Annotated in this window: 13 protein-coding genes; all 13 read right to left on the bottom strand. The window is 39.6% G+C overall.

Going from position 1 to position 15,387, the window contains the following annotated elements:
* Positions 1–32: 32 nt before the first annotated feature.
* Entirely contained in the window at positions 33–2,675 is a 2,643-nt protein-coding gene (gene mutS, locus BPOF4_RS11290; RefSeq protein ID WP_012959304.1) for a DNA mismatch repair protein MutS, read from the bottom strand.
* Between the two features lie 143 nt (positions 2,676–2,818).
* On the bottom strand, positions 2,819–3,394 hold the full coding sequence (locus tag BPOF4_RS11295; RefSeq protein ID WP_012959305.1) for an outer spore coat protein CotE: 576 nt from the start codon (positions 3,392–3,394) through the stop codon (positions 2,819–2,821).
* 247 nt (positions 3,395–3,641) lie between these two features.
* Positions 3,642–4,070 (bottom strand): YlbF/YmcA family competence regulator, encoded by a 429-nt coding sequence (locus BPOF4_RS11300; RefSeq protein WP_012959306.1) that lies wholly within the window; start codon positions 4,068–4,070, stop codon positions 3,642–3,644.
* Positions 4,070–5,695, bottom strand: a complete 1,626-nt coding sequence (miaB, locus tag BPOF4_RS11305) for a tRNA (N6-isopentenyl adenosine(37)-C2)-methylthiotransferase MiaB (protein ID WP_012959307.1) — start codon at positions 5,693–5,695, stop codon at positions 4,070–4,072. The genes BPOF4_RS11300 and miaB overlap by 1 nt, the downstream gene beginning before the upstream one ends.
* 186 nt (positions 5,696–5,881) lie before the next feature.
* On the bottom strand, positions 5,882–6,748 hold the full coding sequence (locus BPOF4_RS11310; RefSeq protein ID WP_012959308.1) for a 2-oxoacid:ferredoxin oxidoreductase subunit beta: 867 nt from the start codon (positions 6,746–6,748) through the stop codon (positions 5,882–5,884).
* A 1-nt stretch (position 6,749) separates the two neighbouring features.
* Positions 6,750–8,492 carry a 2-oxoacid:acceptor oxidoreductase subunit alpha gene (locus BPOF4_RS11315; protein ID WP_012959309.1) on the bottom strand — a complete coding sequence of 581 codons (1,743 nt, stop codon included), beginning with the start codon at positions 8,490–8,492 and terminating at the stop codon, positions 6,750–6,752.
* Between the two features lie 341 nt (positions 8,493–8,833).
* Entirely contained in the window at positions 8,834–9,094 is a 261-nt protein-coding gene (locus BPOF4_RS11320) for a stage V sporulation protein S (RefSeq protein WP_012959310.1), read from the bottom strand.
* Between the two features lie 186 nt (positions 9,095–9,280).
* Complete coding sequence (locus tag BPOF4_RS11325; RefSeq protein ID WP_012959311.1) at positions 9,281–10,075, bottom strand: TIGR00282 family metallophosphoesterase; 795 nt, start codon at positions 10,073–10,075, stop codon at positions 9,281–9,283.
* A 169-nt stretch (positions 10,076–10,244) separates the two neighbouring features.
* Positions 10,245–11,810, bottom strand: coding sequence for a ribonuclease Y (gene rny / locus BPOF4_RS11330; RefSeq protein ID WP_012959312.1), 1,566 nt, complete (start codon positions 11,808–11,810; stop codon positions 10,245–10,247).
* 162 nt (positions 11,811–11,972) lie between these two features.
* Positions 11,973–12,650, bottom strand: coding sequence for an ATPase (locus tag BPOF4_RS11335; RefSeq protein WP_012959313.1), 678 nt, complete (start codon positions 12,648–12,650; stop codon positions 11,973–11,975).
* Entirely contained in the window at positions 12,643–12,894 is a 252-nt protein-coding gene (locus tag BPOF4_RS11340; protein WP_012959314.1) for a hypothetical protein, read from the bottom strand. The genes BPOF4_RS11335 and BPOF4_RS11340 overlap by 8 nt, the downstream gene beginning before the upstream one ends.
* 14 nt (positions 12,895–12,908) lie before the next feature.
* Entirely contained in the window at positions 12,909–14,336 is a 1,428-nt protein-coding gene (locus BPOF4_RS11345) for an AAA family ATPase (RefSeq protein WP_012959315.1), read from the bottom strand.
* Positions 14,329–15,321, bottom strand: coding sequence for a metallophosphoesterase family protein (locus tag BPOF4_RS11350; protein WP_012959316.1), 993 nt, complete (start codon positions 15,319–15,321; stop codon positions 14,329–14,331). Before BPOF4_RS11350 ends, BPOF4_RS11345 begins: the two co-directional genes overlap by 8 nt.
* Positions 15,322–15,387 lie beyond the last annotated feature (66 nt).

Here is a 15,387-nt window from a genome sequence, read left to right on the forward strand (position 1 = left end):
TTCTTCCTCCTCTCACACACTATTTATCCTGCTTACTTCAGCTCTTGCTGACAGTCATTTATTAACTTCATTATTTCAAAAGGGGATAAGTTCATCAGATCTGCCTCTTGAATCTTTTTAAGAACATCCATTTCTTTTGTATGAAGTTTATTTCTGTCATTTTTCTTTTCCGCAGTTTTTTGATTCTTATTATCTATCAGTTCTTCTCCAAATAATGAAAGCTGTGTGACGGGCTCCTTCACTTTTGAATTATCCGTTTCATTCCCTATTTCCACTTCTGTTGAAATGGAAGCTTTTTGGTTTTGCCCTTCAAGTACTTTTAATAATTGTTCAGCTCGGCTCGTCACTTCTTTTGGAAGCTCTGCTAATTGTGCCACATAAATTCCGTAACTTCGATCAGCTTGTCCATCTACTACTTTATGCAGGAAAACGACCTTACCATCTTCTTCTACTGCTGATACATGGACATTTTGAACATGCTCTAACTCATCACTAAGGGCTGTCAATTCATGATAATGAGTTGAAAACAATGTCTTTGCTCCAATCTCATTATGAATATATTCTATGATGGCTTGTGCAAGGGCCATTCCATCATACGTCGATGTGCCTCGCCCAATCTCATCTAATAATATTAAACTGCATTCCGTTGCTTTACTTAGAGCGTATTGTGTCTCAAGCATTTCAACCATAAATGTACTTTGTCCGCTTGCTAAATCATCAGCGGCTCCAATTCTTGTGAAAATTTGATCGAAAATGGGAAGCTCTGCTTTTTCTGCAGGAACAAAACATCCGATCTGAGCCATGATGGACAGGAGGGCGAGCTGGCGCATATACGTACTCTTACCAGCCATATTAGGTCCGGTAATTAAGAGCATTTCACGCCCTGGGTGCAGGGCTACATCATTTGGAACATATTCTCCTTTTTGAATAACTGATTCTACAACTGGATGACGCCCTCCTTCAATCAGCACATCACCTACTGGACGTAATACCGGTTTTTGATAATGTTGTTTCTCACTGACCGTTGCAAAACCTAAAAGCACATCAATTTCACTAATTGTTTGTGCGAGTGCCTGCAAGTGAGGGACATAGTCTTTTACCTGTTCTCGAATCATGACAAATAAATCATATTCCAGCTGTTCCATCTTTTCTTCTGCTTCAAGAATTAATGCTTCTTTTTCTTTCAGTTCTGGTGTGACAAAGCGTTCAGCATTAGTCAGCGTTTGTTTTCGCTCATACCTGCCTTCTTCAAGCAGATGTCTGTTTGCTCTGGTCACTTCTAAATAATATCCGAACACTTTATTGAATCCGACTTTTAATGATTTAATGCCTGTCTCAAGTCTTTCTTTCTGTTCGAGTTCAGCAATCCATTTCTTTCCGTTCACACTTGCATCCCGGTACGTATCAAGCTCTTGATTAAACCCTTCTAAGATCATCCCCCCGTCCTTAATTGAAATCGGAGGGTCTTCCACGATGCTTCGCTCGAGCAAGTCAATCACTTGTTCAAACGGCGCTTCGTTAGTAAACCAGCGATCTTTAAAAGAATCATCTAAACTCGTCACTTTCTCTTCTATCAAAGGAATCTTTTGTAACGACTTTTTCAACTGAACTAACTCTCTTGCATTCACATTTCCATAAGCAATTCGCCCTGCTAAGCGTTCAAGGTCATATACTTGTCTTAACTCATCACGAATCTCTTCACGCAAGAAGTAATCATTCATAAAGGCAGTCACTGCTTTTTGACGCCCGCTTATTTTTGCCTCATCAAGTAAAGGTCTTTCAATCCAGCGTTTTAATAAACGTCCGCCCATTGCAGTGACCGTATGATCTACAATGCTCAAAAGCGAACCTTTCTTCTTTTTCTCGCGCAGCGTCTCAACAAGCTCTAAATTACGCTTCGTATGCAAATCAAGCTTCATATATTCTTCTGCATGATACCACTCTACTTTTTGAAGATGGTCAAGTGATCGTTTCTGAGTGCGGCTTAAGTAATTTAATAATCTTCCATACGTAGTGACAAGCTTAGATTGCGAGAGGTCTTCAACTAAATGCTTATATCTCTCATCCAGCGCTGCTTCTTCCTCATAAGAAACCGTAACACCTAAGAGGCGCTCTAATTCTGTTAGCTGTTCACGTTCTATATTCGGGCTCACAACGATTTCTTTTGCACCAGTTGCACTTAACTCTTGCAGCAGTTCAGTTTGTCCTCCTTGAATCATTGTCACCGCACCTTCACCAGTTGTCAGATCACAACGTGCGATTCCAATTGATTCATCTTCAAATATACTAAAACTTGCCAAGTAATTATTCTCTTTCTCTCGAATCATTTTTCCGTCCATGACTGTTCCTGGTGTAAGCATCTTGACGACTTCTCTTTTCACTACACCTTTTGCGGTCTTTGGATCCTCCACTTGTTCACAAATAGCTATTTTATAGCCTTTTTCAACCAGCCTAGACATATATTGATCAGCAGAATGATAAGGGACACCGCACATCGGAATTCGGTCCTCTCCTTGCCCTCTGCCTGTTAATGTGATCTCTAATTCTTGTGCTGCTTTTACAGCATCATCAAAAAACATTTCATAAAAATCGCCTAAACGAAAAAATAAAAAGGCATCCTCATATTGTGCCTTAATGTCTACATATTGCTGCATCATTGGGGTTAGTTGTGCCATTATTCTCCTCCACCGTTCCTAAAAACATTCATCTTATTATAACACAGGGCCCTGCTCATCGCATTAGATCACAACACCCCTCTAGACTATCCATTTGAGCACATAAAAAAGTCAGAAAGATAAGCTCCTTCTGACTCTAGGTATTAATTATCCATTTCTTTATGCAGGAAATTCGGGTCAAGCTTCTCATATTCTTCATCACTAATATCATCAAACTCGTCATCTTCCACATCAAACTCGTCGATCACCCCATCAGGATTTACAGCCACCGCCATCTTTGTTTCACCGATACAGTCTACAACAAATTCTCTTTCTACCTCAACATTTACATGTTCCCCGTTTTCTGAGATCGATGCTTCAAGGGTATTTGGCTGCTGCAAGGCCCGTGCAAATACTTCCATATCATCCGATAGCACGTTTTGATCCTGCATCGATAGTGGGATCACATCGGTATAATTCACCGTTTGAGTCGCCACTTCCGTTTTTGTGTTGTCGTTGTAGGAAAACCATAAATTCACATCATAGCTTCCATCTACTTCTACATTGCTTCCTTTTTTCTGCGCACCGTATTTGTGGTTAATAATCCAGCAACCTAAAATACTTGACGGTTTGTGTGCAGGTTTTATTTTATGTGTAGCCTCAGAGAATTTTCGCCCCTTCCCACAAACCGCCTTTGTAATAATTTCCCGATACATTCCGTCATTTCTTGTTTGTGCCATGTAATTGAACCTCCTATTCTCTTATCCGTCCCATGGTGGTCGTGTCGGCTACTGCCTACTTACTCCCCCATTTTCTTTCATGCCCATTGTATGCGGGCTAATTAATGAATGTGCGAAAAGAATATCATACCTGTTACTCTTTCCTTATCACGTTATGAGGCAAGATTAGGTTTTAGTACAGGAAATCAACTTACGTAAACAAAAAAATAACCTTACATTCCTCTAGGGAACATAAGGTTACGATCTGTTATTGGCATCCGCCATCAAAATAAGGACTTTTTGTTGTCGTTCCTTTTAAAAGGTCTCCGCCCATTGATGTAATAATTTCATCAGTCACTGTTTTAGAGATTGTTTTTGACACCATTTGAAGCAGTTCATTTACTTCTATTTGGCTTTGCTTAAATTCTTGAACAAGAGGAATCTCATCGATTTCCTGGTGAAGCGCATCAATTTTTTGGTCAACTTCTTTTAACGCTTCTGTTTTATTGTAATGCTGTAGATTCACAGCTTCCTTTTGAAGCTTTTTGATCTCAGCAATCAGCTCTTGTACTCTCAGGTGTTCATTAATTTTTTTCTCTGCTTGTTTAAAGAAATCTACTTCTTCCGTTTCAGCCATCATTTTCGCAAGTTCTTTTGCTTTCATTCGAATATCTTCTCTTGTATATGTTGCATTCATTATACATGCACCTCCGCATTTTCAACCAATTCTCCAGTTAATGACCATGTTTTTGCTTCATTTACTTTTACATACACAATCTCGCCTATAATTGACTTCGGACCTTTAAAGTTAACAAGACGATTTGTACGTGTACGGCCTGCTAATACATCAGGATCTTTCTTGCTTTCACCTTCAACGAGTACTTCTACGACTTGGTCTTGATAATCAAGGTTTTTCTTAGCTGAAATTTCATTGACTAAGGCATTCAATCTCGCAAGACGTTCTTTTTTCACTTCCATAGGAACATTATCCTTCATCTTAGCAGCAGGCGTTCCCTCACGAGGTGAATAAATATAAGTGAAAGCACTATCAAACTCAATTTCGCGTACAAGTGATAAGGTGTCTTCAAACTGCTCTTCTGTCTCATTTGGGAAACCGACGATTAGATCCGTTGTAAAGGATGCTTTAGGAATAGCCATTTTGATTTTATGAGCAAGCTCTACATACTGTTCTCTTGTATATTTTCTTGCCATAAGCTTTAAGATATCTGAATTTCCGTGCTGAACAGGCAAGTGGATATGTTCTACAAGATTGCCCCCTTTAGATAAAACCGAGATCAAATGGTCATCAAAATCCCTTGGATGACTCGTTGTAAAGCGTACACGTGGAATATCAATTTTATGAATATCATCCATTAAATGTCCCAGGCGGTAATCACGGTCTTTAAGATCTTTTCCGTACGCATTAACATTTTGACCTAGCAGGGTAATTTCTTTGTAGCCTTGGCGAGCGAGATCACGAACCTCATCAATAATATCCTCAGGCAGACGACTGCGCTCTTTACCGCGGGTATAAGGTACGATACAGTACGTACAAAACTTGTCACAGCCATACATAATGTTGACCCATGCTTGAGTTTTACCCTCACGCTTACGGGGCATATTCTCTACAATGTCCCCTTCTTTTGACCAAACTTCAATCACCATTTCTTTTCCATAAATAGCGTTTTGAAGAAGGCTTGGCAAGCGGTGAATATTATGTGTACCAAAAATAATATCAATATGCTGATGCTTTTGCATAATGCGGTTTACGACATTTTCTTCTTGAGACATACAGCCGCATACCCCTAAAATAACTTCCGGTCTTTCTTTCTTTAAAGACTTTAGGTGCCCGATTTCACCAAACACTTTATTTTCCGCATTTTCACGAATGGCACACGTATTAAGTAAAATGACATCTGCATCTTTTGTATCATCTGTTTCAGTAAAGCCCATTTCTGTTAGAAGGCCGGCCATGTTCTCTGAATCATGCGTATTCATTTGACAGCCATACGTGCGGATGTGAAATGTCTTTCCATTGCCTATTCCTTGCATGGGTTCAGGAATTAAATCATCTGGCCTAAGGACTTGTACATCTTCCTTCCCTCGACGCTTCCCTTGCTTATAATCAGGTTGGTCAGTGATTTGAATATCACGACCTTGAATACGAATAATTTTCTTATTTTCTTCTTCTGAAATAATTTTTGCATTAGAGAAATCGAAATACTTACTGTAATCTTTTTTCGCACCGTCTGAGGATTTTACGTCCTGTTCGGATTGACTTTCTGTATTTCCTAAGCGTCCTAAACGCTGATCTTCATTCATCGTTCTATCTCCTTCCACCTGAATCGATCAGAAACGTTCCAATTGCAATCGTTTAATCATATTATCCTAATACATAGTTCAATTGTATATTATAAAGATGTTTCTTGTGAAAAACAATGAAACTTGTATGACATCAATGCCTTCTCTGTATAGAAAAGAGTCTGGCATATGCCAGACTCTTTATTCTTACATAAATTCAGCCATCATTTTATTGAATTTCTCTTCATCTAAAGCGAGGTCCTGTACAGCTAATGGCTGGACTGAATAGCCATCTAGAAGCTCTTGGTATGAAGGCTGTTGACTATTTTGATAGATTAATCCTGTTACTAATCCATTATGCTGCATCAGCGTCTGCATTGCAGTCATACGGTTAGATGCATCATACTCTTCCACATCGCTTAACTTCGTGATATTTTGTTTAAACCAATCATACGTATTCACCTTGTTAAATGTCACACATGGACTGAAAACGTTAATTAAAGAGAAACCTTTATGATTGATTCCTTGCTCAATTAATGACGTTAGTTCTTTAAGATCACTTGAGAAGCTTTGCGCCACAAACGTAGCACCTGCTGTAAGAGCCATTTCCATAACATTAAGAGCTGATTCAACAGAACCGTTTGGTGTACTCTTTGTTTTAAATCCGACATCACTACGAGGAGACGTCTGGCCTTTTGTTAGACCGTAAATTTGGTTATCCATGACGATATAGGTCACGTCAATATTACGGCGGATTGCATGAATCGTGTGTCCCATCCCAATTGCGAATCCATCTCCGTCACCGCCAGATGCAATAACAGTTAAGTCCTTATTAGCCATCTTTACCCCTTGAGCAATCGGCAAGGCACGGCCATGGACTCCATGAAGACCATACGCATTAATATAGCCAGAAATACGTCCTGAACATCCGATCCCTGATACTACAGCAAGGTTATCTGGCTCTAAGCCGACATTTGCTGCCGCCCGTTGAATCGCTGCTTGAACAGAAAAGTCTCCACAACCTGGGCACCAGTTTGGCTTTATTTTGTTACGAAACTCTTTAAATGTCGCCATCTTAGACCAACTCCTTGCATGATTGATGTAATTCATTCGGCAAGAATGGATTTCCATCATATTTTAATAGATTTTGAATTTTGTCCGTTCCGATATTCATCTTAATAATCGTAGCAAGCTGAGCTGTCGCATTATTCTCTACTACAACGACTTTTTTAGCGCGATCAATCAAAGGCTTTAGTTCATCTGCTGGGAACGGGTGCAAGAGACGCACTTGAGCATGGTTTACTTTTACTCCGTCAGCTTCAAGACGCGGCATTGCTTCTTGAATCGTTCCGCGGGTTGAGTTAACACCGATTACTAACAAATCTGCCTCGTCATGCTTGGCATCTACAAATAATGGATCTTTAAACTGTTTTGGCAGATTATTCACTTTGCGCATACGTTTATCCATTTGCGCTTTACGATTTTCTGGACTTTCTGATGGTTTTCCTGTCTCATCATGTTCAACACCCGTTACATGATGCACCCCATTTTTCATCCCTGGAATCACACGTGGTGAGATGCCGTCTTCTGTTACTTCATAACGCTTAAAGTACGCACTATTTTCTCTCTCAGGAAGCTCTGCTGCAAGATCTAGTTTGCCGCGGCGGATCTCCACTCGATTAAAATCAAGAGGTTCAACCGTTTGTTTCCCAAGGGACAAAGCTAAATCAGTAACTAGGATAACTGGGCATTGATATTCTTCGGCTAAATTAAATGCTTCTACTGTATCATAGAAAGCTTCTTCTACCGAGCTTGGAGCGATAACAATTTTAGGAATATCTCCATGAGTGCTGTAGATCATCGCCATTAAATCAGACTGCTCTTGTTTCGTTGGAAGCCCTGTACTAGGGCCTCCACGCTGAGTATCCATAATCACAAGCGGGGTTTCAGTCATACCTGATAAGCCGATCGCTTCAGCCATTAAGGAAAGACCAGGACCTGCAGAGGCTGTAAATGAACGTACACCGGCATAGTTTGCACCGATCGCCATTGTACAAGCTGCGATCTCATCTTCAGTTTGAATAACCGTTCCGCCAAATTCAGGGAGCTTTTTGATCATATATTCCATAATTTCTGATGCTGGTGTAATCGGGTAAGCAGCCATAAATCGGCTTCCTGCAGCTACTGCACCCATACCAATAGCATCATTACCAATCATAAACATGCGTTTTTTTCCATCAGCTTTTTCCAGTTGTAAGTTTGGCAGGTTTCCATCTGCTTCTTCTTTAAAATGAGCCGCTCCTGCATGAATTGCTTCCATGTTTTTATCAACAATGGATTGGCCTTTTTTCAAAAAGATTTCTTCTACAACTTCACGGTATTCATCTGGCTCTAATCCTAAAATTGCACTAGAAGCCCCAACAGCAACCATGTTCTTCATTAATGAAGTACCTAGGTCATTTGCAATTTCTGTAAAAGGAACAGCGAATAAACGAGCTACACTTCCTTCAGGCAGCACTGGGTTAAATTTAGCATCTGCAATAACGACGCCTACCTCACGAAGCTCATGAATATTGACATCTATCGTTTCTTGGTCAAATGCTACAAGAATATCTAAGTCATCTGAAATTGAATTCAGCGGTGTCGTACTAACGCGGATTTTATTATTTGTGTGACCACCTTTTATACGTGATGAAAAGTGACGATATCCATATAAATAGTACCCTAAACGGTTAAGTGCTGTTGCAAAGATTTCACCGGTACTTTCAATACCTTCACCCTGCTGCCCTCCAACTTTCCAAGACAATTGGTTTCTCATCTGCCCCACTCCTTTGGCTGTAGCCATTTTTCTCTATGTTCTATCTAAGTAATAATAAAAACTGAGTAATATTAAAAACTGAATAATAATGAAAAGTATTAAATAGAATAAGTGTATCATCATTCCGAGTAATTTAATAGATTTACTAAAAATTGATTAAATGAAAGATTTACTTTCAAACGTCATAATGATAGTCCTTCTCAAAGAAAAAAGCAAGTTTTTTCACCTTTAATTGACCCAGAGTTCCATCTATAGCCGAAAGCTGGAGAGAAATGAAAAAAGCGCAAGCCTAAACGGCCTGCACTTTTTTAAAATAATCATTGTTAGTCATTTATAAATGACTATCTCGGTTCAATAATAAGCTTAATGGCTGTCCGTTCTTCTCCATCAATTTGAATATCCGTAAAAGCTGGAATGCATACTAAATCAATGCCGCTTGGTGCAACAAACCCTCTAGCAATCGCAATAGCTTTAATCGATTGGTTGAGAGCTCCTGCTCCAATTGCTTGAATTTCTGCAGACCCTTTTTCACGGATAACACCGGCTAGAGCGCCAGCTACAGAATTTGGTGTAGATTTTGCTGAAACTTTTAATACTTCCATTTCTTGTACCTCCTCATACGTGTCTCAATTAGGTTATCTAGCCTTAGACGATGATGAACAGTTAGTTACTTAAATCACAGCACCTAGCCTTGTACAAGATGATGCTCTACTTCATACGTATTTCTACAACCCTACACTTATTCCTGTCTTTTTTACAAATGAAGCGAAGAAAGGAGCCATCATCTATTATTGATAAAATGGGTGATCCTCATTTATGAGTATTCGCTCGATAGATGTTGCGAGACCAGTTTTAGGATCTGCATCAATCACCACTCCACTTAATTGTTCCCTTCCTTCAGCAACTTCAAACCTAACAGGCATAGACGTTAAAAATTTATAAAGAACAGCTTCCTTATCTACGCCGAGTACGCCATCATAAGGCCCTGTCATCCCTACATCACACATGAAGGCCGTTCCTTTTGGCAGCACTCGATTATCTGCAGTTTGGACATGTGTATGGGTTCCTACAACAGCAGTTACTCTACCATCTAAATACCAGCCCATTGCCTGCTTTTCACTCGTTGCTTCTGCATGAAAATCCACAAAAATGAATGGCGTTCGTTTGGACACTTCTTCAATGATCTCATCAGCTTTTTTAAATGGACAATCCGTCGGCTGCATAAATGTTCTGCCCATAAGATTGACAACTGCGACTTCTAATTGATTAATCTTAACCATCGTATAACCTGCACCAGGTGTGCCTGCCGGAAAATTCGCAGGTCGTACAAGTGTCTTCGCATGATCGATAAATTCAAAAATTCCTTTATTATCCCAAGCATGATTACCGAGTGTAACGGCTTGGGCACCTGCTGATAGAAATCCTTTGTAAATCTTTTCTGTAATTCCTCGGCCGGATGCCGCATTTTCCCCGTTAATAATTGTAACAGCCGGCTTGTAATGCTGTTTTAATTTCGGTACATATTCATCAATCATTTTACGGCCTGGTGCACCGTATACATCACCTATAAATAAAATTCTCATAATAACCCCTTTATGCATCTTCATTATGCTTTAATCATTGTAATCAAATCTTAGTTATCGAATCTTAGTTATCAAAACATTAAATTCAAATCATTGTATGTAAATCATAGCATGCTTTCAATGTCGTTGCATCTTCAGACAAAAAGAAATAAAGTGGCAAAATGCCACTTTATTTAGCATACTCAACTGCCCTGGTCTCACGTATAACGGTAACGCGAATATGTCCTGGATAGTCAAGTTCATCTTCAATTTTCTTAGTGATATCTCGAGCAAGTTTATGAGCTCTCGTATCATCAACCACATCCGGTCTTACCATAATACGCACTTCACGACCAGCTTGGATCGCATACGTCTTTTCTACCCCTTCAAATGACTCTGATATCTCTTCTAGTTTCTCTAAACGACGAATGTACGTCTCAAGTGTTTCACGACGTGCACCTGGTCTTGCTGCAGATAGGGCATCTGCCGCTGCTACAAGTGTCGCTATGATAGAAGTTGCTTCAGTATCACCGTGATGGGAAGCAATGGAATTAATGACAACCGGGTGTTCTTTGTATTTCGTAGCCAGCTCAACACCAATTTCAACATGGCTTCCTTCTACTTCATGGTCAATTGCTTTACCGATATCATGAAGTAAGCCGGCACGCTTAGCTAATTTCACATCTTCACCTAATTCAGCAGCCATCAGACCTGTTAAATGTGCAACCTCCATAGAGTGCTTAAGCACATTTTGTCCGTAACTAGTTCTGAATTTTAATCTACCTAAGATCTTAATGAGATCTGGATGCAAGCCATGAATACCCATTTCAAAGGTTGTCTGCTCTCCGTATTCACGAATTGCTTCATCAACTTCACGTCTTGATTTATCAACCATCTCTTCAATTCTAGCAGGATGAATTCTTCCATCTTGTACAAGTTTCTCAAGCGCTGTACGAGCAATCTCACGACGAATAGGATCAAATCCTGATAAAATAACTGCCTCAGGAGTATCATCAATAATAAGGTCTATCCCAGTTAATGTTTCTAATGCACGGATATTACGTCCTTCACGACCAATAATACGACCTTTCATTTCATCGTTCGGTAAGTTGACAACTGATACAGTTGTTTCTGCAACATGGTCAGCAGAACAACGCTGGATTGCAAGTGATAATACTTCTCTTGCTTTCTTATCTGCTTCTTCTTTTGCTTGTGCCATTCGCTCCTTGATAATAAGTGCTGTTTCATGAGCAAGCTCTTGCTCAACTTCGGTACGAATTGCCTCACGAGCTTCTTCCCGAGAAAATCCAGAGATGCGCTCAAGCTCTGCTTGATGCTTGTTCAAGATTTCCTCCACTTTGCTATCCATCTCTTCAACTTGTCGTTGTTTTTTGGTGAGAGACTCCTCCCTCTTGTCCAAAGACTCCTCTTTCTTATCTAAGGTTTCACTTTTACGGTCAAGAATCTCTTCTTTTTGAACCAAACGATTCTCTTGTTTTTGAATCTCATTTCTCCGTTCACGAATGTCCTGTTCAGCTTCAATGCGAATTTTGTGAGCCTCATCCTTCACTTCCAGAATGGCCTCTTTCTTACTCGCTTCAGCTTCACGTCTAGCATCTTCAACAATTTGTTTTGCTGCATGTTCCGCGCTGGAAATTTTCGCTTCTGCAATGGATCGTCTAACAAGATATCCAACAACTGCACTTACTGCAGAGACAACAAGCAAAATGGAGATGAACATTACCATACTTTCCATATTCTTTCACCTCCCCTTGCTATCTAATTGTTGGTTCCAATTGTGTCATACTTTCATTAATTAAAAGATGCATACGATAGTATACAGTGGTTGCGGAATAAATAATATGACAAAAAAAATACACCGCATTCTCCCTAATTGTAAGCCTCGATACTTGTGATGTCAAGTGTTGTCAATCCTGATGACTTCACTGATTCCATCCTGTATTGATACTTGATAAGCCAAGTCCCCAGACTCTGCTAAATGCTGATTATGGGTGATCATAATGATTTGTCTGCCAAACATCGTACTCAAAGATTTTAAAAATTCATATAAATAATATACATATTCCCCCGACACATGTTTCCCTGGCTCATCTAAAAGCAGCGGTCCTTCAACTTTTGGCTGAATTGTTTCCATGAGTGCTACGCGTAGAGCTAACGTAACAATATCAACAACCCCGCCTCCCCTTGCATCTTGAGGTTTCGTTTTCACCTTAATCCCTTCATAATCTGAAACAACATAAAATTCAGCTACTGCTTTATTTCCTTGCTCTTCTATTTCTATTTGAAAAGAAAATAGAGGTCCAAATACATACTGAAGAGCATTTGTCACTAACGTCTCCATTTGCTGTTTGGCTTGTTCTCTAGCATACTCCGCAGATTGCTGAAGTAAAAGTCTAGCTTTCTCATACGTTTCAATTGTTTCTTTATACTCTAATACAGACTGTTCTTTCTTCTTCATCTGCTCTATAAGTAAACGCCTCTTTGCATCTTGACGTGTCCATTCATCATGGGCCTTTTTCAGTGAGAGCTCTATTTGGTTCATTCTCTCCTTCCTAAGGTCTCCTTGATTATTCATTATTAATTAGCTCCCGAGGAATAAGTGCCCATGTGTCATTTAACGATTGTTCAATCTCACGTTCCAATCGATTAATTTCGTCATCTAATGAGTCCGGGGAGACACCTAAGTCTTCTAATTCATTTAAGAGACGAGTTCGTTGATTTTCTAGCTCCTCTAATTTAGCTTCCGCTCTGTATCTCATATCCCTTGCTTTATCAATCGCTTTTCTCATCGTAGTTAAATCTTGTTCAACGTGTTTCATAATAGCCCTCCTGATTATTGATTTTTGCTCCCTTGCTCTAAACTGCTCCCGCAAGTCGGGCATGTTCCAATATGCATTAATTGTTCTTCAAATTCTCGTTCTAACCTTTGCATCTCTTCTGTTTTTTGATTCATAAAACGATTTCCTTCGATGATTCTAGTGTTCACCTCATGCATTTGTTCCTTTAATTGCTTAAGCCTTTGATAATTCATCAGCTTATGCTCTAATTTTTCTCTATGGCTCTCTGCTTCTTTCGTATGCTGGACTTTTCTATACATATCGTTCGTTGTTTCTATTGCTTTTTCAACTTGTTTATACAGTACATGAAGTTGTCTTAATTGCTCAACTTTAGCTCTTTTCTTTTCAATGACAGCAAGAATTGACCAATCTTTTTCCTGGATAAAATCAGTTTGCGCCAACTGGCGGTTAATCTGATTTTTTTGTTCAATCATTTGACTGTAACGTTGCTTTAGTTTTATTAGCTCTTGCTTTTGGCTTACCTTATCTTGTATAAGCTCCCAAGCTCCTTGAGCATCCGAAATATGCTTCGTTTTATCAATCCATTCTCTGCACTTATTAATCGACTGCCCTACCAGTTCAATCTCAGCACGTTTATGATCAAGTGACTTGGCGTAGGCATGGGTTTGTTTTATATGATTCCAGGCTTCCTCCCATAAGTGAACCTGTTCCACTAATTGTAACTGTGTAACAGTCTCCTCTTTTTCTTTTGAAAGCTTTTGAAGAGCAGACTTAAGTTCATAGAGGTTATCAAGCTTTCGTTCGGCATGTTTCAGCTTATCTAACTTTTCTCCTGCTTGATCAAGCTTTGTCCGTTGCTTATCAAGAGTTTGATATGGTTCTAGTTCTACTGTAAGGTGCTCTAGTTCTGTTTCTTCCATTTTCACCCGCTGATTAAGGCCCGAAAGATCTTTTGAAGTATCTCTGATAGCCATATCAAGAAAATGCGCCCCGCTAATTCTTCCAATCGTTTTTGCACGCAGAGAAGATGTCTGCTCTAATAAAAAAGGACCATCTAATTGTTGAGAAAGGTGGATGATTAAATCATGATCTCTATCTACTCTTAGCGGCTGCATGCCATGTGCATCAAGCACCTCTTGTGGAACATGTATGCCAAAGCCCTCTAGTACAAGATCTTCTTTATTTGGTTCTTTAATTATGTATCGATTTTTTGAGCTTGTCCTCTCTCTCACAATCGTTACCCCATGAGTAAAGGTAAGCGTCACCCTTGCAAAATCAGCCCCAACTCTCATAAAATCCGTTCCTCTTGGCTGATTAAACAATACCCACCTTACCCCTCGTATTATAGCTGTTTTCCCACTATCAGACTGTCCAACTAATACATTTAATCCTGCAGAAAATTCAATGGTTGTATCTAAATGAGATTGAAAGTTTTCTAATCGAAGCGAAGCGATATTATTCATCGTCTCCCCCCTTCCAGGTCTCCTCTATGATCGTAATCCTTCGTAAAGCTTCTTGACGAACTTTTTCTTCAACATTTGATAAAGCAGCAATTTCAGCTATAATATCTCCCATTTTTAGCGACTTAAACTCTGATTGTTCCTTTACTTGCTGTACAAACTCATGTAATTTTTCTTCTTGGTGCACAGCTTTTTCTAAGTACGTACGATCAAGGACGTCGTCCCCTTTTTCAGCCGTTTGTAATGGATGCAGCGTAAGATTGATTGCGCCAGTTGAATCAATGGTACCTAGAACATATTGGGGGATTCTGCTAATCTCGGTCCAGTGGTTATTTACCCTTGCCATCGCACCAGGGTTACATATATATTTACCATCACGTTCTTTAAGCCCAAAGCCTCCATGAAAATGGCCTGTTAATACGATATCAGCACTCGTTCCCCATATATGATCAATTAATGTGTGGGGAATTCCATCTGGCAATGCTTTTTCTACTAACATACTGTGTACTAAGTGAATCATGACGTCTGCCTCGTGCTCATTATTAGGATAATAATCAAGCTTAGGATCACGTTGGTCAAGATCATAATGATATGGCTGACCGGAGATTTGCACCTTCACACCGTTCTTTTCTATTAATACAGGCGCATCAGGCTGGATGACAGTCATTAATCCAAAGGAATCTAAGAGCCCAAGCATTGTTCGTGAGATTGTTTCTGGGTTATGTCCATATGTATCATGATTCCCCGCAATTGCAAAGATAGGCATTTCGGCTTCTTTAAATAGACGAGCAAACTGACCAACTACATTGGGAGAAAGATCTGGACGGTCAAATACATCTCCTCCATGCAGGAGGACATCTACCTTCTCACGGTTAGCGATCGTTATCACTTCTTTAATTTTAGTGGTCATCGTTTCTACAAATGAATCTTTTCTATTTTTAGGGGTCGTCCCTCTAATATGGGTATCCGTTATATATAAAAATTTCATCGCACACCTCGAATGTTAAAAGAATAAGCACCTAAACTAGGTGCTTATTCTTAATTTCAATATGAT

The organism is Alkalihalophilus pseudofirmus OF4 (assembly GCF_000005825.2).
GTDB classification, from domain to species: domain Bacteria; phylum Bacillota; class Bacilli; order Bacillales; family Bacillaceae_D; genus Alkalihalophilus; species Alkalihalophilus pseudofirmus.